General features: G+C 57.6%; 18 protein-coding genes. 8 read left to right on the top strand and 10 right to left on the bottom strand.

What is annotated here, in order from left to right:
• The first annotated feature begins 1 nt into the window (after position 1).
• From OE750_RS09775 to OE750_RS09755, 5 genes are all read left to right on the top strand, one after another.
• Positions 2–649: a 4'-phosphopantetheinyl transferase family protein gene (locus OE750_RS09775; protein ID WP_263764050.1), complete on the top strand. Its 648-nt coding sequence runs from the start codon at positions 2–4 to the stop codon at positions 647–649.
• A gap of 247 nt (positions 650–896) precedes the next feature.
• Positions 897–1115, top strand: a complete 219-nt coding sequence (locus OE750_RS09770; RefSeq protein ID WP_263763989.1) for a histone H1 — start codon at positions 897–899, stop codon at positions 1113–1115.
• A complete protein-coding gene (locus OE750_RS09765; RefSeq protein WP_263763988.1) occupies positions 1115–1669 on the top strand; it encodes a Panacea domain-containing protein in 555 nt (184 codons plus the stop codon). Before OE750_RS09770 ends, OE750_RS09765 begins: the two co-directional genes overlap by 1 nt.
• Positions 1641–1982: a hypothetical protein gene (locus OE750_RS09760; protein WP_263763987.1), complete on the top strand. Its 342-nt coding sequence runs from the start codon at positions 1641–1643 to the stop codon at positions 1980–1982. The genes OE750_RS09765 and OE750_RS09760 overlap by 29 nt, the downstream gene beginning before the upstream one ends.
• 49 nt (positions 1983–2031) lie before the next feature.
• The gene (locus OE750_RS09755; protein ID WP_263763986.1) at positions 2032–2916 is read left to right on the top strand and encodes an IS1 family transposase; all 885 of its coding nucleotides are present in this window, start codon (positions 2032–2034) and stop codon (positions 2914–2916) included.
• A 209-nt stretch (positions 2917–3125) separates the two neighbouring features.
• Here OE750_RS09755 and OE750_RS18190 read toward each other — a convergent pair whose 3' ends face one another.
• A complete protein-coding gene (locus OE750_RS18190) occupies positions 3126–3407 on the bottom strand; it encodes a DUF3892 domain-containing protein (protein ID WP_412176217.1) in 282 nt (93 codons plus the stop codon).
• Positions 3408–3728: 321 nt separating this feature from the next.
• On the opposite strand from OE750_RS18190, the gene OE750_RS09750 reads away from it, so the two are divergent.
• Positions 3729–5036 carry a chain-length determining protein gene (locus tag OE750_RS09750; RefSeq protein WP_263763985.1) on the top strand — a complete coding sequence of 436 codons (1308 nt, stop codon included), beginning with the start codon at positions 3729–3731 and terminating at the stop codon, positions 5034–5036.
• A gap of 74 nt (positions 5037–5110) precedes the next feature.
• Here the strand turns inward: OE750_RS09750 and OE750_RS09745 are convergent, their stop codons facing one another.
• The 6 genes from OE750_RS09745 to OE750_RS09720 form a co-directional block, all read right to left on the bottom strand.
• Positions 5111–6415, bottom strand: coding sequence for a CpsD/CapB family tyrosine-protein kinase (locus tag OE750_RS09745; protein WP_263763984.1), 1305 nt, complete (start codon positions 6413–6415; stop codon positions 5111–5113).
• A 168-nt stretch (positions 6416–6583) separates the two neighbouring features.
• Complete coding sequence (locus OE750_RS09740) at positions 6584–8677, bottom strand: NAD-dependent epimerase/dehydratase family protein (RefSeq protein ID WP_263763983.1); 2094 nt, start codon at positions 8675–8677, stop codon at positions 6584–6586.
• A gap of 7 nt (positions 8678–8684) precedes the next feature.
• Entirely contained in the window at positions 8685–9665 is a 981-nt protein-coding gene (locus tag OE750_RS09735; protein WP_263763982.1) for a glycosyltransferase, read from the bottom strand.
• Positions 9662–10894, bottom strand: a complete 1233-nt coding sequence (locus tag OE750_RS09730; RefSeq protein WP_263763981.1) for a glycosyltransferase family 4 protein — start codon at positions 10892–10894, stop codon at positions 9662–9664. The genes OE750_RS09735 and OE750_RS09730 overlap by 4 nt, the downstream gene beginning before the upstream one ends.
• On the bottom strand, positions 10891–11826 hold the full coding sequence (locus tag OE750_RS09725; RefSeq protein ID WP_263763980.1) for an NAD-dependent epimerase/dehydratase family protein: 936 nt from the start codon (positions 11824–11826) through the stop codon (positions 10891–10893). The genes OE750_RS09730 and OE750_RS09725 overlap by 4 nt, the downstream gene beginning before the upstream one ends.
• Positions 11790–12917 (bottom strand): Gfo/Idh/MocA family oxidoreductase, encoded by a 1128-nt coding sequence (locus tag OE750_RS09720; protein ID WP_318527994.1) that lies wholly within the window; start codon positions 12915–12917, stop codon positions 11790–11792. The genes OE750_RS09725 and OE750_RS09720 overlap by 37 nt, the downstream gene beginning before the upstream one ends.
• Before the next feature lie 154 nt (positions 12918–13071).
• Here OE750_RS09720 and OE750_RS09715 point away from each other — a divergent pair, with 154 nt between their 5' ends.
• A complete protein-coding gene (locus OE750_RS09715) occupies positions 13072–13866 on the top strand; it encodes a WecB/TagA/CpsF family glycosyltransferase (RefSeq protein WP_263763978.1) in 795 nt (264 codons plus the stop codon).
• Here the strand turns inward: OE750_RS09715 and OE750_RS09710 are convergent.
• The 3 genes from OE750_RS09710 to OE750_RS09700 are packed head-to-tail and all read right to left on the bottom strand — an operon-like array spanning position 13863 to position 18163.
• Positions 13863–14633 (bottom strand): SDR family oxidoreductase, encoded by a 771-nt coding sequence (locus tag OE750_RS09710; RefSeq protein WP_263763976.1) that lies wholly within the window; start codon positions 14631–14633, stop codon positions 13863–13865. The genes OE750_RS09715 and OE750_RS09710 overlap by 4 nt on opposite strands.
• Positions 14626–16185: a GMC oxidoreductase gene (locus OE750_RS09705; RefSeq protein WP_263763974.1), complete on the bottom strand. Its 1560-nt coding sequence runs from the start codon at positions 16183–16185 to the stop codon at positions 14626–14628. The genes OE750_RS09710 and OE750_RS09705 overlap by 8 nt, the downstream gene beginning before the upstream one ends.
• Positions 16178–18163: an acyltransferase family protein gene (locus OE750_RS09700; protein WP_263763972.1), complete on the bottom strand. Its 1986-nt coding sequence runs from the start codon at positions 18161–18163 to the stop codon at positions 16178–16180. The genes OE750_RS09705 and OE750_RS09700 overlap by 8 nt, the downstream gene beginning before the upstream one ends.
• 168 nt (positions 18164–18331) lie before the next feature.
• On the opposite strand from OE750_RS09700, the gene pcaF reads away from it, so the two are divergent.
• Positions 18332–19570 (top strand): 3-oxoadipyl-CoA thiolase, encoded by a 1239-nt coding sequence (gene pcaF, locus OE750_RS09695; RefSeq protein ID WP_318527995.1) that lies wholly within the window; start codon positions 18332–18334, stop codon positions 19568–19570.
• The last annotated feature ends 7 nt before the right edge of the window (positions 19571–19577 follow it).

The raw sequence follows: 19577 nt of genomic DNA, 5'->3' as shown, positions 1-19577 counted from the left end.
TGTGGAAGAGGTTGAGACCACGCTCGCCAAACTCTTGCCCGAGGGTGTGAGTTTTGCCTTGTCCGATCCGCGCGCCGAGGCGGACGGGCTTCTCCCCGAGGAGGTCGCCCATATTGCCCGCGCTGTGCCGAAGCGGAAGCGCGAGTTTGCCGCCGGCCGCCGCGCCGCGCGGGTCGCTCTGGCCAAGCTGGGGCAGGGGCCGCATCCCATTCTTGCCGCCCCGAGCCGTGCACCTGTCTGGCCCGAAGGCTTCATCGGCTCGATCAGCCATTGCGATGATATCTGTATCGCCATCTGCGCGCATCTCACGCGGTTCACCTCGCTTGGATGCGATGTAGAAGAGCTTGCGCCCATGTCGGATGCCGTTGCGGAAGCTGTCACAACCCCGCGCGAAAGAGACTGGCTCAAAACACAGGATGCGCTTCAGCCTGTGCATGTTTTTTCGGCCAAAGAGGCACTATATAAGGCGCTCTTTCCCGTTACAGGAAGAATGACTGGCTTCGCTGATGTGACGATCCTTCCCGATGGGGCGGGTGGAGTATTTGGCGAGCTGGTTAGCAGCCAGCCGCCCTTCGCGGCGGGGCAACGGTTCACACTCTTGTCTGCTTCGCTTCAAGCGCATGTTCTTCACATGTGCTTTATCTCCTAACAAGATGATATCGCTTGCAAAAGTAAAGCTTAAGTATCTTTCTGGTAGTGTCTCAGTTTGAAATTAGTGAAAATGAAACATAGATACGCACCCGCAATAAAGGCAATATTAACCCGTATAGCACGATCATGTGAAAGGCTGTGCGAAATTGCCCACTTGCGAAATGTGGAAAAAGTTTCCACATGTAACGCACAATGCGTTAAGGTAACGCTAAGCGGGACGGAAACCCCGCACACGGAGGAAAGTCATGCCAAAAGGACCGCAAGGCCAGAAGCGCCCAGCGGACGTGATCGGCAACGCAGTACATATTGCCCGCATTGCGACCGGAGAGGCAAAGGAAACAACACTCAAGCAACCTGCGAAGCGCAAAAGCGGCTTGGCGGGTGCAAAAGCGCGTGTGGAGAACACAACTTCAGAGGACCGCAAGGCGATTGCCAAGAAGGCCGCTGCGGCGAGGTGGGGCTAATGCCAGCGCCATATAGCCCACTAGCCATCGCGAACAATTTTTTAGAGCAGTTTGGCTCTCGTGGTGGTATCGAACATATGAAGCTTCAAAAGCTAGTCTACTGCTCATATGGGTGGTGGCTGGCTGTGAACGGACTAGACGGAAATCGCTTAACCACTGAGGGTCCGGAGATTTGGAAGCACGGCCCTGTTTTTGACAGCCTATATCACGCGTTCAAGATTTTTGGACGGAAACCAATTGTTACCCCACAATCTTCAAACCCGTTCGGTGCGCCTGAAAATGTAGACGCCGATGATGAGTATACTCGAAATCTGGTTTCTTGGATTTGGGGAAGGTACGGGCATCTTTCTGGATTCGCGCTGTCTGACCTAACCCACAAGCCAGGAACGCCTTGGCATCGGGTTGCCACTGACAACAAATTTAAGGTGGCATTTAACACCGAAATTCCAGACCAGTATATCTGGGAAGAATTTAACGAGTTACTTAACGCTGCAGAGATTGCCGCAAGTCATCAAAATGTGCAGCATGAATCAGACCAAAGACAAAAAGCTTGATGTTGCCGAACATCCCACTCCGGGGAATGAGGCTGACGCCTTCTCATCGCCAGATGAGAAGGCTGTAGAGGCTGCACACAAGAGAAATTTAGAAGATAAGGCAACCGAACAGGGCCCATTTGGAAAATTAATTGGATCGTCAGATTCATCCTTGAATACTTGTCTAATCCTTCTCTTGCTAGGTTTTATCGCGATCGGAATCTCGCTTGTAGCAATGATATGGAATGACAATGCCGCTTCGGCTCTTGAGAAGTTGATAACATTCGAACTCACTATCGCCGGGTACGTAATGGGAACCCAAAAGAAAGATTAAACTGAACTTTTTGCTTGCTAACACGAAATAACATACCTATAACAATGGTATGAACAAGCTAGATACAGCCAAACGCACAATGATCCTCAATATGATGGTAGAAGGCATGTCCATGCGCTCTATCAGCCGCACGGTGGGTGTATCCATCAATACAGTGACCAAACTGCTTGTTGAGGCTGGTGAGGCCTGTGCGGCATACCACGACGAGGCTGTGCGCAATGTTGGCTCTACTCGCGTTGAGTGCGATGAAATCTGGTCATTCGTCTACGCCAAGGACAAGAACGTAAGCGGCGCTAAGGCCGCTCCTGACGGCGCTGGCGACGTTTGGACATGGACCGCAATCGACGCCGATAGCAAGATGATCCTATCCTATGAGGTTGGCGACCGTTCTGGCGATACCGCTTATGAGTTCATGGTTGATCTGTCTTCTCGCCTTGCGAACCGCGTCCAGCTTACTACAGACGGCCACAAGGCTTATCTTGACGCCGTAGAGGGTGCATTTGGCGGCGATATAGACTACGCGATGCTGGTTAAGCAGTACGGCGCACCTACAGGCTCTAAGGGCCACGAGCGCAAGTATTCACCCGCTGGCTTTACCGGATCGCGCAAAGAGCAGGTTTTCGGTGAACCTATCGAAGAACTGGTCAGCACGTCATACGTTGAGCGTCAGAACCTTTCCATGCGCATGGGTATGCGCCGCTTTACACGTTTGACTAATGGCTTTTCTAAGAAGCTAGAAAACCACCTCAACATGCTTTCCTTGTACTTTGTGCATTACAACTTCGTGCGCATCCACAAAACTTTGAAAATGACCCCAGCAATGGCGGCGGGTGTATCTGACACACTGCGCGACACCGCATGGATTGTTGGCTTGATCGACGCAAACGCACCCGCGCCTAAGAAGCGTGGACCTTATAAAAAGAAATTGGGTTAATGGGGTATTTTAATACCGACAAGAGTGTGGTATTAAAATACCTCAACAGTGAGGTGCTATCATGAGCTTTATACAACGTGAACTCGACCGGATCAGCGAAGCGCTTGGCCAAAACCAGAATGCGGATGACCGTGAAGCGCTTTATGCTTCACAGCAGGCGCTAAGTTGGGCAACAGACCCAGGCAACTTCAAATCGCCAATGGGTTTGATTAAGGGCACTCTGGCAAAGACAGAAGATTGTCAGCCGTGTCCTGATCCGGGTCCGTCCTTACATACTCAGTGCCCGACGCACTAGTGCCAGTGATTAAAAAGACTTTGTGATTGCTGGCCTGTACGTAAAATAAAGTACCTTTGTTGACGTGATCAACGCACTCTTTTCGGGTGAGCGTCCACCGTGCGCCAGTGTCGTCTCTTGTTCCGCTTAGTTTTATAATTCCATCGTACCGACTGTTCCGGTCGGCTTTAGTGATGCAGGTAACTCTATTTGACATAATTTCTCTCCATAGGTGAATGCGGACACTAAATCACCTAAAGGTTGATTCTGGCAATGTATGGTCAATGCAGTCATTGCATCATCCAGACCCAAGGCTGGGGAAAGATAACTTTCAAACCGAGACACTACCATCTTTCTACTGTTGCCGTTTCCGAAACGTTATGTTTCGGGTATTTCCGGAAAAAAGGTGGCAAAATTAGGGCAGAAACTCTATATTGGCGTAACGTGAGCACAGACACCGCTGGGGTGGCTTGCCACAAATTTTTTCAGCAATATTCCTGCGGGGGCAGGGAGTGGCGCGTGGTATCGGAGTAAGGCTATGGGCCAGATCCAGTCGCTGAGTGATTTTGTGAGCATGGTGCGCAGGCGCTTTTGGCTCATGTCTTTTGTTGTGCTTCTTGGCACGCTTGGCTCAATCTATTGGGCCTTGGGCCAAAAGAAGACTTTCGAGGCCACAGCCGTCGCCCAGATCGAAGCGCCGACGATTGCCGATTCTGGCGCCCGTGCTGGTGCTACCACTTCGATTGAACAGCGCTTGCGCTTGCTTGAGCAGCAGCTCATGGCACGTGACAATCTCCTCGCAATAATCAAGAAATTCGGCCTTTATTCTGCCACACCCATGTCGCAGAGCCAGAAGGTCAACACCCTGCGCAGCTCGGCCCGCCTTATGCAAATCACCGATCCAAACGCAGGCTGGGGCGCGGCCCGCACGCCCACAGGCATGCTCATCACCGTCTCCGATACTGACCCCGAAATCGCCGCTTTGCTGGCCAACGAGTTCTTGCAGGGCCTGCTTGATCTCAACAACCGCCGCCAGTCGGCCGCCGCCTCCGAGCAACTGTCCTTTTTCCGCGCCGAGCAGGAGCAGGTTGAAGCCGATATCGCTGCGCTCGAGCAACGCATTGCCATTTTCAAAGAGCTCAACGGGCCGTATTTGCCCGCAGGGATAGCCGCGCAACGAGACGAGTTGACAGAGCTGCGCAGCACCTTGCTTGCGCTTGACCAAAGCCTGATCGAGCTTGAGGCCAGTGGCACACGCATCCGCACCTCCGTTATCGAGCGCCAGCGCGGTCTGATCAATGAACAACAAGAGCTTATCCGCTCGCGTATTGCCGAGATTGAAGAGGGCATCGCCCGCGCCCCCGAGGTTGAGCGCCAGTTCAACCTGCTTGAGCGGGAGCAGGAGCAACTCAAGGCCCAGTTCACAGCGATTACCCAACGCGCGACCAGCGCCGAGATGAGTCAGGCGCTTGAATCCCAGAACCAGTTCGAACGTATCGAAGTGCTTGAGACAGCGCTTGTGCCCGAAAACCCGATCTCCGGCAGCCGCAAGAAAAAGGTCATAATGGGCTTTCTTGCTTCGGGTCTGCTCGCGCTTGGCCTCGCCTTTATCCTCGAGATAATGCGCCCCGTCATCCGCACCCGCGAGCATCTTGAGCGCCAGCTCAATGTGAAGGCCGTTGTTGCCATCCCGCGGATCGAAACACCCCGCACGAAAGGCCGCAAAAAGCTGATCCGCGTCGCGATGATCGTAGGGCTTCTGGCACTGATCCCGCTGCTTTATGGTGTTCTGCGTGATGGAATGGGTGGATTGACGGGGCTGTTGCAGCGCCGCTCGGCCTCCTGAATTCCCGATATAAAACATAGATATAAAACGCTGCGCGCCTGTCGAATACGCGCGCGCGTTTTTATTCTTTGAGCTTAATAACCGTAGCTATAATCGCTGCCGTCTTCGCCTTCGGCCTGGTTCAGCACAACACCCAAAAGAGGCGTGTCCTCGCCCATACGGCGCATCACTTCGCGCACGTCTTCAGGTGTTGTCTCACCACCGCCCACGACCATAAGCACCCCGTCAAAATGTTTGCGAAACGCGATCACATCATCAAATGCAAGGGCCGGGGGCATATCAAACAAAACAATATCAGGCGACATTTCCTGCATCATCCGCTCAAGGCTTGCGGCTGTTGAAGGCTCGTGTGCAAGCTCCGAGGCATAGGGTTCAACCACATTGTTCGTGCCAATCGCAAGGCTCGGTCCGATATTGAGAGTGTTGTGGTCAAACTTCACAAGCAGCTCTTCCGCAGGGATAACACCGCGCAAAAAGTCGCCCATCTTACCGGGCTGTGTGTCGCCAATCACGCCCGCAACCGAAGGGTTGCGCATGTCAAAATCAAGCAGGATCGTGCGGGTCGCTTCATAGCGCGAAAGCGAGATCGCGAGGTTCACAGCGGTAAAGGTCTTGCCACAGTTGCGCGAGGGCGAGGTGATCGCCACGCGCTTCCAGTTGTGTTCCAGAAGGGTCTGCACAAGCCGCGTGCGCAGAACATCAAACGCGCCATGCGCAGGCTCGTTGCGACTCGCGGTAATCACAAGATTGCGCTCCAGATGGTCCATATCTACAGGCATCACATCAAGATTGTCCCATTTGTCGGCCGTGTCCAAATAGGGCGCTGGCATCTCTGCCATTTCATAGGCCGCACGCAGCTTTTCCTGGCTTGCTGATTTCCGCAAAGGGGCTGCGTTAGCAGGCTCTAACTCTTCGGGCACATGCTCTGTAACAGCTTGGGGTTGAGGCTCCCTAACGGCTTTCGCCTCACCTGTGGCTTGGTAGAAATTGTCCAGTGGCAGAGGCGCTTCCTGCATTTCTTCCAGAGGTTTTTCCTCGAGCACAGCCTCCGGCTCTACATCCGAAATCTCTCCGTCATCAAGCATGGCAAGCAATTCTTCAAAGGCCGCGTCATCATCCTGCGGTATTTCCTCTTCCTCGTCATCATAGCGCTCGTCTTCCAGCGCAAGGCCTTGCGAATCCAGAGCATCAAGTGTGTCGAGGGTGTCGACCAGCGGGTCTGTCGTCGCGCGCTCGGGCGCTTCGGCCTCTGAAACCGCGGCCGCTGGAGTAGCAGACTTGCCGGTCTCCTCGCCAAGCATATCCGAAATCATCTGCTGGCGGGCCTCACGGCTCAACGCCTTGCGCGGGGTGCGAGAGAACGAATGACGCTTATCCATGACGCGGCCCGCAAGGCAGTGTCATGGGGCGGGTCGGGCAAAAACCTGCTCGTTTCTGCGTCACGTGGCACCTGTCTTTCGTTCGTTTCTATTGCCTAAGAGATAAGGCTTCCCTGCGGTAGACCAAACAAATTTGGCAAAATTATGCCAATCTGGCTGAAAGCCGTCTCAGAAGCCAAAAAGCTTGGCATCGGTTATCGCTTTTTGCACAAAGACTTGCTCGGAGGTTTCTGGTTGCCAGCCAAGCATGCGTTTGGGCTTGTCGTTGTCAAAGGGCGAAAGATGTGCGCGGCTCTTCCAATCGGAATAGGAGGGGCGTGACAGCCCCTTGCGACGCAAGACCTTGGTTTTTAGTGAGAACTTCACAAAGTCTGCGCCGTAAAATGCCCAAAGTGGTCCTTGGTTCACCCGAATGCGTGCGCCGAGTGTTTCGTGGATCGCGTCAAAATACCCCCGCGCCGTGAGCATCGGCTCGCCAATCAGGTTGAAGCTCTCGCCAATCGCCGCAGGGTCATGCGCCATCAAGATCAAGCCGTCTACCACATCTTCAATCAGCACAAACGGCAGGATATTCCGCCCGTCACCCCAAATTTTCACGGCTCCCGCGCCATGCCAGCGGCCAATACCCCAATGTTGTAAAGGTCCTCCTTCTCCAACGACAATCCCGGGCCGCGCAATGCTCACAGGCAGGGCTTTTTCCGCGTGCATCTGCATCAAACGGCGCTCGCATTCGGCCTTGGAGCGGGCATAAATATTGCGCGCTTCCATGTCCTCTCCAAAGCCCGTCTCTTCGGTGATCGTGCGGGCAGGGTCCGACATATCGTAAGAAGCAATCGTGCCTGTATAAACCAGCTGCTTCACACCTGCGGCAAGAGCTGCGCGCGCAATGTTCTCGGCCACGGCCACATCGTTTTCAAGCGCGGCCTGCCATGTCTTGTCGTCACTTTTCGCAAGGTTGTAAACTTCGTCAATTCCCTGCATCGCCTCCGTCAGCGCCACTTCATCGCGTAAGCTGACAGCCACGGTTTCAACCCGATCTGCGATATCATCAAACGGTCCCGTTTTCCCGCGCGAAAGCACGCGCACGTGGGTTCCGCTCTCCGCCAACCGCCGTGTGAGCGCACGGCCAATAAAGCCCGTTCCGCCAATCACAAGCGCTGTCGGCTTGGGTGTTCCGCGCGGTTTCTTCACAGCCGCTTCCGCAGGCAAACGAGCCAGCACATCATCAATCGCGCGCATCACGGCCTCGGCGCTTGTGCCATTAAACCGCGCATCCAGCGTGCGCTCTTCGTTGATCGCTGCGTAAATCTCGCCACACATCCCGCGAAAGCTGAGGCCATAGGGTGAGCGCTGGTTGAGCGAGGCAAGCTGACGGCTCGCGTTCCGGGCCCCTTCGCGCAAATGCGCAAAACTTTGGCTCAGCGCGTTGCGCAGCGGGTTGAGCACAAGGTCCGAGGTGTTCACCCCCGTCACAACCAGCGTGTCATTGGCATAATCCAATCGCGCCATGGCCGACGAGCCGCGCAGGGTTACCGAGCGGTCATCATAGGTTTCGACAAGGCTGATGTTAAACGTTACATCCACGCCGCCCGCCCGCGCCAGGACACGCCAGTTCTGTGGCCGCGTCCCGCCGCCGGGTAACCCGACATGGTTTGACAGCTCCAAGTGTAAAATCTCGGGGGTGCCAAACAAATCCTGACAAAAAGCAAACAAATGTGGCCCGAGCTCCAGCAGCAAATTCCGTGTCTCGCGCATCAGCCAGATACCATAAGGCCCCGCGCGCAAAGGCCCAAGCGGGAAGCACCAGTTGATCTCGGCGGTTGAGACACGCCCCAGGTCGCCCGCCTCAAGTTTCTTTTTCAGTCGCAGATAACTTGGCAGGCCCAGAAAGTTATGTCCCGCCGCAAACTGCACGTTCTTGGCGTCGGCGGCTTCGCGCATCGCGGCCACATCCTCGCCTGAAGTGGCCACAGGCTTTTCGACCAGAACATGCAAGCCGCCCGCAATACACTCTTGCGCAACAGCGCGGTGGTAATCGGGCGGGGTGAGCACATGCACCGCCTCGCAAGCCCCCGCCGCGAGCATTTCGGCAACCGAACCATAGGCCTCAACCCCTCGCGCCGCGCCAAAAGCCTTGGCCGCCGCCGCGTTCGGATCAACCACACAGGTCAGTTCCGCGCCGTTGGTGGCGGCAATCGCATCGGCGTGCCAGTCGGCAATATAGCCTGCTCCGATGATGCCAACTTTTGTCACTTTGCTCATAATAGCCTCACTTATATTCGATAATTTCCATAGCACTGCCGCGCCGCTTGCGCTTGCGATAGGTCGCCGCGCCCAGAATATTTGGAAACTTTGACAGGAAGAGGTAGAACGCATGCCGCCTGGCGCGGTCGCGGATCAATCCGTCACGCACCAGCCCGCGCACCGTGCGCACATATGACACCGCGTAAAGCCCGAAAACCAGCGCCAGCAGCGGCCAGAACAGGACCGCACCAATGAGCGCCAACAGGGGCAAAACCCCGCCATAAACCCACATCCGCCGCCGTTCACGCACGAAGTAATCGGGGTGCAGGTCATTCACCTGCTCAAAGCCGTGGCCCGTGCGCACAGCGCGGCTCCACCATTCGCTGAAGCGGGTCATATTCGCGTCATGGTGCGTCATCGGAATGGGCAGACGCATAAGCTTGTGCCCCGCCTTGCGCAGCCGCGTGCAGAATTCGTCGTCTTCTGCTGCGATCACTTCGGGGTTAAATCCGCCGACCTCTTCAAAGGCACGCGCGCGCACCATCATATCACCGCCGCATGCCATGATCTCACCGGCTGGCCTGTGCCATTCAAAATGGCACATCTCGTTGTAAATGCTGGCCTCAGGGTAAATTTCCGCGCGCCAGCCCGTGACAAGCCCAAGGCGTGCATCCGCCGCCAAAGCCTCGGCAGCATGGGTGAGATACCCCGCTTCAAGCGTGCAGTCGCCGTCAACAAACTGCACAAAATCGGGCGCATCAGGCCGCGCCATGATCTTCTCGAAACCGGCGTTGCGTGCCCTTGCAGCCGTAAACGGCACATCTGCGCTCAACAGCACTGTCTCCGCCCCAAGCGCTTCAGCCGCTTGCAACGAACCGTCGGTCGAGCCGCTGTCGACATAGATCAGCAAATCAACCTCGCCTTGCATCGAAGTGAGGCAGTTTACAAGCCGCTGGCCCTCATTGCGGCCAATCACAACAGCGCCGATGCGGGACAGGGATGTCATAGCGTATCCTCCAAAGGTTCGGGCCGTAATTGTGCCGTCTTTCCAGAAGGGTAAGCATGGAACAGTCCCGCCAATCGCCGCGCCTCTATACCGGCGTCAAATTCCGCACAGACAGCCTCGCGCCCCGCCGCGCCCATCTTCGCTGCACGTGCAGGGTCACCCAGCAGCGCCTCGATCGCCCCGCGCAATCCGTCTTCATCACCTGCGGCAACAAGCCAGCCGTTTTCGCCGTCTTTCACAAGCTCGGGCACCCCCGCAATCCGCGTTGTGATCACAGGTAAGCCAGCCGCCATGGCTTCCATGAGTACAACAGGCAGCCCTTCCGCAAAGCTCGGCAGCACAAGGGCTGCGCTCTGGCTCAGCAAAGCCGCCACCTCGTCCTGGTTTTGATAGCCCAACATCTGCACCCTTGCCTCAAGCTGAAGCGTGCGCACAAGCGCTTCGACATCGCTGCGCTGCGGCCCGTCACCCACAATCGTCAGCCGCGCGTCAGGCACTCGCGCCATTGCATGCAGCAAAACAGGCAGTCCTTTCACAGGCGCAAGCCGCCCGACAAACAACAGCTCCTCACCCATAGCTGCACCGGCATAGCGCGAAGGCTCCACGCCGCAATGCACAATATGCAGCTTTTCCCAGTGCTCGGGTGCGGAAAATGCCATAGCCTGCGAGCGGCAGAAGTGACTGATACAGCTCACAAAACGGGCCCGCGCGATCTTCTCGTCAAGCCGCCAGTGATGCGGCTCAAAGAAAATATCGGGGCCATGAAGTGTAAACGAATAGGGGATGCCTGAAAGCTCTGACGCCAGCATCGCCACTGTGCAAGATGCCTTGGCAATATGGTTGTGTAAATGCGCAGCCCCCGTGGTCTGCATTTGCCGTGCTAAAACACCGGCCTCGGCAAAGTAAAACAGCTGGTAAGCACGGCCCTTCACACCCTTGGGAGCCGTCCGCCAAGCCAAAGCCAAAGCCGAAAACCAGCGCTTCGGGTTGGCCACCATCAACGCTCCATGCGCTTTTAAAAGCCTGAACGGGTTTTTCGCCGCCTCCAGCACATGAAAGGTCCGTGCCGCTTCCGCGCGCTGTTCCTCGCCCACATGGTGTTCCGCCCCCGTGCGGCGAATGCTCGCTGTCTCGACAGTCAGCCCGGCCGCGCGCAACCCGGCGACTTCGCGCTGGATAAATGTATCCGTCGCGCGCGGGTATTCTCCTGTGAGGTAAACGATCTTCATGACTTAACCTTCACAAATTGTTTTTGCGGCAACCAGCCCAGCCGCGTTTTGGCGCGTTCGTTGGGATAGCTCACAGCCTGCATCCGTGCGCGCAAAATCCGCGGCCTCAGCAAGCCGGGCGCGCGGGGTCCAAGCACGGCCTCGCACAGCCAAGCAGCAGGCAAAAGCAGCCGCCAATGCAGCGGAAAATGCAGGCCGCTATGCTCGGCGGCGATAAATGTCGCGCGGCTTGGCAAATCACTCTCTACAATATCAAGCGCTTCGCAGGCCTGTTCGGGGGCTGTCTCCGCTGCGCGGATCATCGCCTCGGCGGCATCTTTCACATTCACCACAGGCACATCGCCCTTGCGTCCGAGGCTTAGCAAAACCGGCCCTTTCCGCACGCCGATATGCGCATTCCAGCGCCGCTCCGTATCATAGAGCGCGCCAATTCGCATGCACCAGCCGCGCAAGGAAGCCTCGCAAAGCATCGCTTCCTGCGCCAGCTTCGACGCTATATAAGGCTCGCGTTTCGCGGGCAGGGTTTCAACCTGCGAGGCTTCATCAACCGTGCCGGTCAAGCCGGCATCGTAAACAGCAATCGAGCTCGCCAGAACCATCATGGGCGGAGCGTGTGCCGCCTCCGCGGCCTCGATCAAACGCCTGGTTGCCAACACCGTGTCGCGCTCCAAAGCGCGCGCGTCATTGCTCACAGAAGCCGCCGTATGGATCACCGCATCAACACCCTCGAAAAACGCAGCGTCACAACCTTCGGCTAGATCGCCCAGCACCGCTTCAACCCCGTCAGGAAAGCTTGCTGCATTTCGCGTCATCGCGCGCACCGAATGCCCGCGCGCCAAAGCCGTGTCCACGCAGGCGCGCCCCAAAAAGCCATTGGCCCCCGTTATGAGCAGCCTCAAAGCGCCCATGGCATCGGCTCCATCTTGGTGCATGTGCTCTTGGGCACATATGCGCTTCCGCTAAGCCCCGCGTTCTGGATTGCCAGCGTCACTTCCGTCAGATGCAGCGCAAAATCGCCGCCAATACGGCTTGGCACACCCGCTTCAATCGCTTCCAGCATTTCTGCTGGTCCAAGCGCAAAGTTCATCGCCGCTGCGCCCTTTCGGGGCAGTTTGGGGTGCGTTGCTTTCGCACTCAGCCTGATCCGTTTGCCCAAAGGGCTTTCCAAAAGCCGGCGGCGCAGGCGCATCCGCTTGTAGAACTTCACAGGCGCAGCATTATCCCAAGCCTTTTTCACAGTCAAAACACCCGCATCGGTGACAATCCGCAAACGGTGATCATGCGGCGCGGCAATCGAGCAGGTGAGGCGCACAAGCGGCCCGTCTTCAAACTCAAGCACAGCCACAGAAAAATCGGGCGCCGCATTTGCTACTCCGCGCTTGTCAGGCAAAACTTCGGCAGACACGGCATTCACCCGCGTCACCGCACCAAACATCGCAATCAACCAGCTCAGATAATAGCCCGCATGTTCGAGCGTGCAGCCGATCTGGAATTCGTCCTCATAAGGCCACGCTGCGCCGCTCTCGCTGGCCCAGTCTTCAAGCGGGGCTTGCGGGATAAACCCGTCATCAAGCTCCGCATAGACCAGCCTCGGTGTTCCATAACTGCCGCTGCGGGCAGCATGTGCCAGCACTTGCGCGGCCTCTCCCAGCACGGAAGAAGGGGCAGAGCCAAGCTGCACGCCTTTCGCCTTTGCCAATCTCAACAGTGCTTCGGCCTCATCGTAAGACATGGCCAAAGGCTTTTCGCAAAACACATGACACCCTGCTTCAAGTGCGGCCTTGTTCACATCATAATGCGCGCGCGGGTTCGTCAGGTTCAGCAGAAGGCCGCTCTGGTAAATCTCTGAAAAAACAGTCTCAAGATCCGCCGCAGCCGTCACATTCCAATACTTTGAGAAGGCCTCAAGCCGCGCTTCATCGCGGTCATAGCAGCTCACAACCTCGATCTCGGGGTGAACCGCGAACGAGCGCATGTAAAGGTCAGCAACAAAACCACAGCCGACAATCGCAACTCTTTTCACGTCTCGCCTCCATAGAAATGTCACCGCACGCAAAGCCGGTATAGCTTCGGTCGGGGCGCTCGTTTCACCAAATTCAGCCTCAATTTGGCCGCGAAAAGTGGCAAGACTGGGGCAAGCGTCAAATTTTTGGCATTTTTTATGCCTACCAAGGGCGTTGAAAGCGGTTTATGCGCTGAACTATGGTTTCAAACGGGTGATCAAGTTGATTTTCAAGGCCAAAGGGCAAGACATCGTAGTGAATATCCCTTCCAAACAGGCGCTTCTGGTGGCTGTAGAGGAGAGATTCGCACGTCATGAAGGCTTTGCACTTGCCACGATCAATCTGGATCATCTGGTCAAGCTGCACACCTCTGAAAGCTTCGCCAAAGCCTACGCCGCGCAAGATCTGGTCGTCGCCGATGGCAACCCTGTTGTCTGGCTGTCCAGGCTCGCGCGCCGTCCTGTCTCCCTCGTTCCAGGCTCCGAAATGGTGCTGCCTCTGGCCGGGCTTGCCGCTCAGCAGGGTGTGAAAGTTGCGCTCTTCGGCTCGACAGATGAAAGCCTCACGGCTTCGGCCGCTGCCCTGCAGGAACAGGTTCAAGGGATTGATATTGTAGAAAAAATATCGCCTCCCATGGGGTTTGATCCCGCAAGTGATGAGGCCGCCGCAATGCTGGAAGAGCTCGAATCCTCAGGCGCAGGTCTTGTTTTGCTTGCGCTTGGCGCCCCCAAGCAAGAGGCCTTTGCGGCCCGTGGTCGCAGTCTCGCCCCAGGCCTCGGTTTCGCCTGTTTCGGCGCGGGCCTCGACTTTCTGTCAGGCGCTCAGAACCGTGCGCCGAAATGGGTGCAAGCCATCGCAATGGAATGGGCATGGCGCGCGGCTCTTGCGCCCACACGGCTCATCCCGCGCTATGCGCGCTGCTTTGCGATCCTGCCGCGCCTTATCCGTGAAGCCTTAAAACTGCGTTAAAGTATCCGCGGTTTCGGTGCTCGGCGCAGCAAAAGCCTGTCTTTAAGTCGCGCCTTCAGGCTGCGCACAGGTGGCAATTCGCGCATCATTTCAAATGTCACACCGTTCAGGCTCCGGTCATGCCAAAGGGCCAGTGCGATGCCCCACTTTGCAGCAGTTTCGGGGGTAAGCCCGTTAGGCACACCCATATCCGTTGCCAGTATCCCGGGTAACCAGTCGCTGATTACAATATCAGGCAGACGGTCAGCCAGATCAGCCACCAAAGCACGCGTCAAAATCCGCTGCGCGCCTTTGGAAACAGCATAGCCCGCCGAGGCCGGCAGCGGCGCCATATCGGCAAAACTCGCCACATTCACAATGCGCCCGAAGCCCGCCTCGGCCATATCCTCAAGCGCGAGGCGTGTTGCACCAAACGTGCCGCCAAGGTTTGTTGCCACCGTCTGCATGAAGCTTTCATGGCTCTCGTCAAACACATCGCGGCGCGGAAAGACCGCCGCGTTGTTCACGAGCAAAAGCACAGGCCCGAGCCGCTCACGCACCTCGGAGAACGCGGCCTCAAGTGCCGCCGCGTCGGACACATCGCAAGCAATCGGCACAATCCTGTCGTGCCCCGCCGCTGTCTCTTCCAGTGCCGCAAGCCTGCGCCCCAAAGCGGCAACTTTCACACCTCGCGCTGCCAGACCGCGCGCCAAAGCGCGACCAAGCCCCGAGCCTGCCCCTGTCACAACCGCGACGCTCTCCAATAGCCGCTCGTCTGCGTCACTCATACTCGACCCTCTCCAGTATCGCTTCCGCCACGCGCAGGGCCTGCGCCGCAATCGCCAGTGACGGGTTCACGCCCATCGAACTTGGCATAAAGCTCGCGTCTGCCACATAAAGATTGCGCAGTTCGTGCACCCGCCCATCGCCGTTCAAAACCGAGCGTTTCGCATCATTTCCAAAGCGCATTGTCCCGCAAGGGTGGCCATAATTCAGCTCTGGTGAACCCGAAAGGAACATCTGCCGCTGGCCTTTGAACGCTTGCTTCATCGCGCGGCGAAACAGCTTTCTCCGCTTCAAGAGCTCGTCATTCAAACGGTATTCAAACGCAATCACATCGCCTTCGGGCGGCAATACGCGGTTGTCGTCATAAGCGAGGTCTTCCATCAGCCCGACAAACACTTTGGCATTGCCCAGAACCTTGGCCGCAACAGCCGCAGGCAGCCGCGCGGCCTCCTGAACAAGCCGCTTCTGCCCCAACGCATTACGCGCCAGCCTCAGCCGCAAGTAGTGCAAAATCTCACCATATGAGGCATCAATTCCCATCGCCTGCACCATGCCGAGCCGCTCGCCCTCATACCAAAGCAAATCCCGAAATCCGACGGACTTTGAAGGTCCGCCGTCCTTGATCCCGGGCCAGACTGCAAACATCTCGTTGAGGTGAAACATAAGCCCCCGCCCGAGAAGCCCGCTCGCATTTGCCACCCCTTCGGGGAAGGCTTCGGATGCCGAGCCAAGGCACAAACGCGGGCTGCCAAAAGCCCCGCCCGCTAGCACAAACAGCGGCGCATGGAGCTCGTGGTGCTCGCCACCAATCCGCAGCTCGATATGGCTGATCTTCTGCCCGTCACCCACAAGGCGCGTCACTTCGGCACTGTCAAGAAGCGCCGCATTGCCGCTCGCAATCGCGGGTTCAACACCCGCCGAGCGCGCATCCATCTTGCAGGGCATCGGGCATTTGAAGCCAAGGCAATTCTTGCAGCCTTCAACGTTTTTCACAGCAGAATGAAGATGATAGGGGTGCATTCCCGCTGCGCTCAGCCGCTCGGCAATCACCCGGTCCACCTCGCTCATGGCGTCCGCCGCAGGTAATACGCAGCTTGGCTCGGGGCTTAGGGCATCTGCGCCGCCACGGACATGATACAGCGCTTCCGCGCGCGCGAGGTAAGGCTCGAAACCAGCGTATGACACAGGCCAGCCGCCGGTGGGGTGGGGCCGCTCGTTCGTGCTGTCCAGATCCTGCGGGGCAGGGCGCTCCAAAGTGGCCGCATAAAACACCGAGCTGCCGCCAACACCTGCCCCAAGAGGTCCGTAAAAGCTCTGCTCGATCCCGTCGACAACGGCGCGCATCGGCGCAGGCCAAAGCCCCCGCGCAAGCCGCGCTTCGGGTACAAAAATATCGTGGCTCAGCGGCGTTTCTTCGCGGCGCTGTCCGCTCGGACCTTTCTCGATGAAAAGCACCTTCTTGCCGGCCCCCGCCAGCGCACGGCCCAGCGTGCCGCCGCCCATGCCTGTGCCGATAATCACGACATCCCAAGAGGCGCGCAGAAGCTCACTCATAGGTCAAGTTCCCGCTAAACAAGGGCGCAAACCGCGCTGCCATCGCCCGCGCGGCGGTATTGGTGATGTGGTTGTTGTCGAAATACCAGCTCGCATCACCCTGCAAGGCCGTGCAGTTTTCAGCATCGCAAACCGCATCCCAGGTCCTGATCACAGGAGCCGCGCTCATGGCTTCCCGTGCCAAGCTATACCGCGTCTCAGCCTCTGCCAGAGCAACAGTCGCGCGCGCGGCAATCTCTTCTTCACCAGCCCGCCCATGCGCCAGAAGCCGCGCCGCCTCGCGGCTGTCATAGCTTGGCAACTCGGGCATCTGCTCAAGCACATGCACATGGCCAAACTGTTCTTCAAGCATAGGCAATGTCGCCGCAAGCCCCGCACGCAGCACAGCTGTATTACCCGTCGCGCCATAGCCGCTCAGTGCAATCGTGTTGTCTTCATCAAGGCCCACACCCGTGCCGCTGGCATAGTAAGACCAGCGCCCAACGAGAAGCACATCGCGCACGCTTTCAAGCGTTCCCATATCCCGCGCAATCATGGCCTTATCCGCCACACAGGCCGCATCTTCGGCTGGCGTAGCATAGCTCTCGGTCTTGCTCACGCCAAACAGCGGAGGGCAGCCCGCATGCCATATAATGAGCGCAGGAGTGCTTGCCTCCCAAGCCGCCAGTTCCAGCCCTTCCTTCATGGCGCGCAAGTGACTGTCACCCCAGATCAAGACTTCAGGCGCGCCTTCCGGCCCGATGGGGCAAAGCTCCACTCCGTCAAAAACGCCTTCGCCCGGCGTGTAACAGCGCGAGAAGTCCTGCAAAAAATCACCACTCGCGGCAATATGCGCTTGGGTTTTCATGTCAAAGCGCGTGGGCAGCCCGTCTTTCAGATAGGCCAGTGCACCAAGGCCCAAAGCCACTGCCGAGGGCACCGCCAGCGCGCCCAAAACGGCCCGGCCGCGCGGCGCGCGCATTTCGCGAAACGGCGTTTCGATATATCGCCAGGAGAGCCACGCCAAAACCACGCTCAGCCCCATCCAGAGCACAGCCTCAAACCCGCCCGCATAGCTGCCGCGCCAATAGAGCGAGAGCACAAAGACAGGCCAGTGCCAAAGATAAAGCGAGTAGGATATCTTGCCGAAGAATACAGGAACGCGCGTGCTCAAAGCCGCATTCACCCCGTTCTGCGCCTGACCGTTTGCCAACAAAAGCACCGTGCCGAGCACAGGAAACATCACTTGCCAGCCGGGAAACCCACGCGACGCATCAATCATCACAAGGCTCGCAACCACAAGCAAAAGCCCCAGCCAGCTCACCCATGCACGCGCCCTGAGAGGTGCGCGGCCATGGCTCCGGATCGCCAGTAGAACGCCCGCCAACAGCTCCCATGCGCGGAAAGGGAAAAGATAGAATGTTGCTGTCTGGTGGCTCGGCGTCAGGGCGACAGAAGCCGCCAGAGACACCGCAAAGCAAAGCCACAGGAAGCCCACAAACAGCCGTGGCCAGCGCGCCAGAAGCAACAGCGCCAGTGGCAGGAAAATATAAAACTGCTCTTCAACCGACAGGGACCACGTGTGCAAAAGCACCTTGTTTTCCGCGCCGATATCAAAATATCCGGCGCCTCGGTAAAATAACACGTTGCTCAGATAAACCGTCGCCGCAATCAGCGATTTGCCATACTCCCGAAACTCGAACGGCAGCAGCACAAACCAAGCCACCACGCTCGCCGCCAAGGCCATAGCAAAAAACGCAGGCGCGAGCCGTTTCACACGGCGGATATAAAACCGCGAGAGGGAAATCCGTCCGCTCGCCAGCATCTCACGCCACAAGATGCCGCCAATCAGATAGCCCGAAATGACAAAAAACACGTCAACACCGGCAAATCCGCCGCCAAGGCCGGGCAGGCCGAAGTGATACAGCACCACAGCCACAACCGCGATCATCCGCAGCCCGTCAATCTCGGGGCGATAGCCTTTTGTGTCAGGTGTCATGGTCACTGTTTACTTCAAATACTTCCCTTGAGCAGCGGCTATAACAGCAATGCGGCAATATTTTGAACAATTTGCTGAAATCCGCCAATATGTTACGAAAAAATAAAAATATGCATAACATGTGTAACATATTGCTTGCGTCGAATCGTGCCCCCATGCAGTATGCTGATGCAACAGGACCACTCAACAGGAGACGCAGCTTTGGCGCAGGCCTTTATTTGTGATGCAACCCGTACACCCATCGGCCGCTACGGCGGTTCACTTTCATCTGTGCGCGCCGATGATCTGGCCGCGCTGCCTATTGCCGCGCTCAAGGCCCGCAACCCGGGTGTAGACTGGGCCGCGATTGACGATGTGATCTACGGCTCCGCCAACCAGGCAGGGGAAGACAACCGCAATGTCGCTCGTATGGCCGCGCTTCTCGCAGGCTTGCCTGTCGAGGTTCCCGGCACAACCATCAACCGCCTTTGCGCTTCAGGTATGGATGCTGTCGGCATGGCTGCCCGCGCCATCAAGGCAGGTGACTACGACATGGTCATCGCAGGTGGCGTTGAAAGCATGAGCCGCGCGCCCTTCGTAATGCCCAAGGCCGAAACCGCCTTTTCGCGCAGCAATGCCGTCTACGATACAACCATTGGCTGGCGCTTCGTAAACCCCAAGATGAAAGCCGCGCATGGTATCGATTCCATGCCCGAAACAGCCGATAACGTGGCCGAGGATTATGGCGTCTCCCGCGAAGACCAGGACGCCTTCGCAGCCCGTAGCCAAGCCCGTTTCGAGGCGGCGCAGGCCGCAGCCAAATTCACCGACGAAATCACCCCTGTAACGATCCCGCAGCGCAAGGGCGACGCGATCGTGTTTGATACCGATGAACACCCCCGCGCAGGCAGCACCGCAGACAAGCTCGCCAAACTCCGCGCCATCAACGGTGAGGGCAAGACTGTCACCGCTGGCAACGCTTCGGGCGTCAACGATGGTGCCGCCGCGCTGCTTCTGGCCTCGGAAGAGGCGGCAAAGGCCCAAGGCCTCACGCCGCTCGCCCGTGTCGTCGGCATGTCTGCCGCAGGCGTTGCCCCGCGCATCATGGGCATCGGTCCCGTGCCGGCTTCGCAAAAAGTGCTCGCCCGCGCGGGCCTTTCAATCGAAGACATGGACGTGATCGAGCTGAACGAAGCTTTTGCGTCCCAAGGTCTCGCAACCTTGCGCGCCCTCGGCGTGGCTGATGATGCCGAGCACGTCAATCCGAACGGCGGGGCCATAGCACTTGGCCACCCGCTCGGCATGTCGGGCGCGCGCCTCGTCATGGCAGCGGCTTACGAACTCAAGCGCAGCGGTGGCCGCTATGCACTCTGCACCATGTGCGTTGGCGTTGGCCAAGGCGCAGCAATCATCATTGAACGGGTCTGAGGAGGAC

Origin of the sequence: Lentibacter sp. XHP0401 (assembly GCF_025751535.1) — a bacterium.
Taxonomy (GTDB): Bacteria; Pseudomonadota; Alphaproteobacteria; order Rhodobacterales; family Rhodobacteraceae; genus Lentibacter.
This window is presented reverse-complemented; position numbering and strand designations above follow the sequence as displayed.

Bases quoted from the DNA above. Each gene is read 5' to 3' on its own strand.
- OE750_RS09750 (WP_263763985.1), top strand. From the start codon at position 3,729: ATGGGCCAGATCCAGTCGCTGAGTGATTTTGTGAGCATGGTGCGCAGG.
- OE750_RS09765 (WP_263763988.1), top strand. From the start codon at position 1,115: ATGCCAGCGCCATATAGCCCACTAGCCATCGCGAACAATTTTTTAGAG.
- OE750_RS09735 (WP_263763982.1), bottom strand. From the start codon at position 9,665: ATGACATCCCTGTCCCGCATCGGCGCTGTTGTGATTGGCCGCAATGAG.
- OE750_RS09700 (WP_263763972.1), bottom strand. From the start codon at position 18,163: ATGACACCTGACACAAAAGGCTATCGCCCCGAGATTGACGGGCTGCGG.
- OE750_RS09770 (WP_263763989.1), top strand. From the start codon at position 897: ATGCCAAAAGGACCGCAAGGCCAGAAGCGCCCAGCGGACGTGATCGGC.
- OE750_RS09710 (WP_263763976.1), bottom strand. From the start codon at position 14,633: ATGAGTGACGCAGACGAGCGGCTATTGGAGAGCGTCGCGGTTGTGACA.
- OE750_RS09705 (WP_263763974.1), bottom strand. From the start codon at position 16,185: ATGAGTGAGCTTCTGCGCGCCTCTTGGGATGTCGTGATTATCGGCACA.
- OE750_RS09730 (WP_263763981.1), bottom strand. From the start codon at position 10,894: ATGAAGATCGTTTACCTCACAGGAGAATACCCGCGCGCGACGGATACA.
- OE750_RS09740 (WP_263763983.1), bottom strand. From the start codon at position 8,677: ATGAGCAAAGTGACAAAAGTTGGCATCATCGGAGCAGGCTATATTGCC.
- OE750_RS09725 (WP_263763980.1), bottom strand. From the start codon at position 11,826: ATGCACCAAGATGGAGCCGATGCCATGGGCGCTTTGAGGCTGCTCATA.
- OE750_RS09745 (WP_263763984.1), bottom strand. From the start codon at position 6,415: ATGGATAAGCGTCATTCGTTCTCTCGCACCCCGCGCAAGGCGTTGAGC.
- OE750_RS09755 (WP_263763986.1), top strand. From the start codon at position 2,032: ATGAACAAGCTAGATACAGCCAAACGCACAATGATCCTCAATATGATG.
- pcaF (WP_318527995.1), top strand. From the start codon at position 18,332: ATGCAACAGGACCACTCAACAGGAGACGCAGCTTTGGCGCAGGCCTTT.
- OE750_RS09760 (WP_263763987.1), top strand. From the start codon at position 1,641: ATGAATCAGACCAAAGACAAAAAGCTTGATGTTGCCGAACATCCCACT.
- OE750_RS18190 (WP_412176217.1), bottom strand. From the start codon at position 3,407: ATGTCAAATAGAGTTACCTGCATCACTAAAGCCGACCGGAACAGTCGG.